5 protein-coding genes are annotated in these 2,859 nt (G+C 46.1%); all 5 read right to left on the minus strand.

Features of this window, described 5'->3' with window-relative positions; translation table 11 throughout:
- Window positions 1–566, minus strand: a 566-nt coding sequence (locus PVV69_RS09500; RefSeq protein ID WP_273757310.1) for a regulatory protein GemA, incomplete at its 3' end; no start/stop codon positions are given.
- Window positions 563–1,186 carry a DUF3164 family protein gene (locus PVV69_RS09505; RefSeq protein ID WP_273757312.1) on the minus strand — a complete coding sequence of 208 codons (624 nt, stop codon included), beginning with the start codon at window positions 1,184–1,186 and terminating at the stop codon, window positions 563–565. The genes PVV69_RS09505 and PVV69_RS09500, both read right to left, overlap by 4 nt.
- Window positions 1,187–1,200: 14 nt before the next feature.
- The gene (locus PVV69_RS09510) at window positions 1,201–1,452 is read right to left on the minus strand and encodes a hypothetical protein (protein WP_273755272.1); all 252 of its coding nucleotides are present in this window, start codon (window positions 1,450–1,452) and stop codon (window positions 1,201–1,203) included.
- Window positions 1,449–1,712, minus strand: coding sequence for a hypothetical protein (locus tag PVV69_RS09515; protein ID WP_273755273.1), 264 nt, complete (start codon window positions 1,710–1,712; stop codon window positions 1,449–1,451). The genes PVV69_RS09510 and PVV69_RS09515 overlap by 4 nt, the downstream gene beginning before the upstream one ends.
- The gene (locus tag PVV69_RS09520) at window positions 1,709–2,740 is read right to left on the minus strand and encodes an AAA family ATPase (RefSeq protein WP_273757311.1); all 1,032 of its coding nucleotides are present in this window, start codon (window positions 2,738–2,740) and stop codon (window positions 1,709–1,711) included. Before PVV69_RS09520 ends, PVV69_RS09515 begins: the two co-directional genes overlap by 4 nt.
- Between the last annotated feature and the right edge of the window lie 119 nt (window positions 2,741–2,859).

A 2,859-nucleotide genomic window follows, 5' to 3' on the forward strand; every position in this document is an offset into this window, starting at 1 on the left:
TCGCCCCCACTCATCTCACCCAAAGCTTTACCACTTAACGCCATAACACTTTGATGAAAAGATTCCACATCAAACACAGCATCGGGATTCAAACGCTTCCATTGGGCACACAAAATCAAATATCCTGGCATTTTCTGCCATGAATCTTGAATCTTTTTCCCTTTCCAGTCAACCCCACCCTCACGCTGCAACCAACCTTTCAACGCCTCAATAGCTCTGCATGCATCATCGCTATCGCGTAAAAAACGAATATGATCAATCCCTGTCTGTCTTTTCACAAAGGCTAGCAACGCCTTATCACAACGATCACGAATAATGCCAAGATTCCACCCTGCAATCCATAAAGCTTGAAGCTTCTTGGCATATTTGCCCTCTAAACGCTTCACATTCGGCTCAAAACCACACGCGCGCATCTCATCGACGACTAAACGTTTCTCTAAAAAGTTCAAATCTTTCGCCGATTGCTTGCCCGTCAAGCGATAGAGCAGTGCGCGATAGGTCTCATCATCAAGACCTAACGCCCGTCTTCCCATATGAATAGCCGCTAAAGACATGGTTTCCCTCACGTCTTCGCCAGATCAATGGTTACAGCACGCCAAGCGCTTTCCAAACTATCGCGCTCATAAAAACGCACATATTCCTTAGATGTCGTCACTCGGATCGCTTCACGGATCGCCCGCATAGCCTCTTTCCAGCGTGGATCATCAATATCCAAACGCAACAGCATAAAGATCTCCCCCCGATTCACCTTGCCTTCTTTATCCGTATTAAAAGCACGCGTAATAATGGCGCGGATTTCAGGGCGCGCATCCGCAGACCATTCATTTAAACACTCATCAAGAAGGCTTTTGGCAATTTGCAATTGTGGTCCAAAATCAAAGCTCTCCTGCACTTGCACCTTAATACGTTGTAAACCATCAAAACTTGTGTAAGTACAATTACCCTTTTTGCCACGCCGCTCCACACCATATTCTTGCGCAAGCAAGCTATCAAAATCACTCAAATCCGCAATCGTATGGTTGTTAAAACGTGCAATCCTTGCCGATAACTCTTTCGCAAAACCCATAATTTTGCGCACCGTTTCATCCTCTAACAAATCCGCAGGGCGGATCAGGCTTACCGGCACCAAAGCCCCTTTTGCATCCTTCATATAACGCGTGCCTTCAAGTTCAATTTGTGGATTCATCACCAATGTCCTCCTTATGTTTTTTGAAACCGACGAAATGGCACAACATCCCCTGAAGAAGGCGCACATCCCGCTTTCAATTGCCAACGACACCGCATAAGCTCATGACCTAAAATGTGGTTATAGCCTGCCAAGCGGCGCAAATACTCATTTAATTCTCGAACATCTTGTCCATGCAAAAAAATCCCATCCATTTCATGTTTTAACAAGGCAGAGCGCAAAGCAATCAAGCAATCTCTCACCATATAAGGGTTCCGTTCCATCATTTTCCGCCTCCAAAATCCATATAAATCACACGATTGCTCTCATCCGCATCAGAGCTGTCACACTCAGCCAAAACTTCTGCAACTTCAGCTTCCAAAACCGCATCCGCCTCCCCCAAACGGTGAACACTCAACTCCAATTCAAGCAATAACGCCAAATCAACACACAATTTAAGCTTTTCTCCAATATCAAAACCGCATTGATAATCGTCATAAAGACCAACAAGCGTATCGGATAATTCTTTGTCGCATAAAGGGATCATGCCAATTCCTCCACGTTGCGGTTTTTCCATGCGGCTTTGACATGTTTAAGCGTCACCTCACTCTCATCCCCAAGCGCTGCCATGCGTGCTAACATCATAGTTTTATCAATCTGCCGTAAAGCCCCAGCTTTCAAACCAATACCGGTCAAAAACTTTATCGCACCAGCATCTTCAATCCCCCAATCGTGAATGCGCGCCGCAATATCCTCACTATAAGGTTTGCGACGTTTCAAATGCATCGCCAATCGGCTTTTAATTTGTGCATAAGAAGGTCCATTTTGACGATGCACGAGACGTCCCGAAATCTCATCATTGCCAACCAAAGCAAGCCCCGTACCATTGATATCAACAAAGTGACGCAACTGATTAATCGCCTCATCCGTTAAATTTTGCGCCTCATCAACGATCAACAATGTTCCACCCCCCACACGCTCTAATCTCTTGCCAATGGCACGAGTTAAGCGGGTGGGATTATATTCCACCACTTCCAATTCTGCTGCCATATCATTCAAAATACCATGAACACTGCGCGTATGCGGACTTGCTGTCACCAGATAAACATGCGGGCGGGTAGAGCGGTAATAGCGGCAGGTTTCCGTCTTGCCACTACCCGCATCAAGCGTAATCATCACCATATCCCCCGTACTTTGTGCCAGTGTTAGCGTGTCAATGATTTCACAAGCTATACGGTTCTTTTGAAAAGCTGGCTTTTCTGGGATCATCTCCAAAAGCCCTGCCGTTTCTTTTAACGCTTCAACCCATTGTTGCACTTTGGCATTTTGCTTGCCTAATTGCCCCGCATAACTACCCGCATACCACTGCGAAAAGGTGCCATCCGGCATACCTATGCGCCGCGCCACTTCTGCTTTAGTCCAGCCATTCGTCCGTCCCAAAGCGCGCACCGAATCCACAAGCGCATCCCATAAAGCAATATCATCACTATTGCGGTTTTGTGCTGTCCCATCGGGCTGTTTTTTGGGTCGCTCCCAAGGATTTTTATCAACGGTTGCATTTATCGCGTACTTCATATATATTCCCCTTTCGTATTGATTTAGACATCGACAAGGGGAAGGGCTAAAATCTTGCCCCTTGTCTTTTGTCTTCAATGAACATTTAAAGCCGTACGCGATACTAAAACGGCTAACCT

The sequence above is a fragment of the Bartonella sp. MM73XJBT genome, from assembly GCF_028618465.1.
GTDB lineage: Bacteria > Pseudomonadota > Alphaproteobacteria > Rhizobiales > Rhizobiaceae > Bartonella.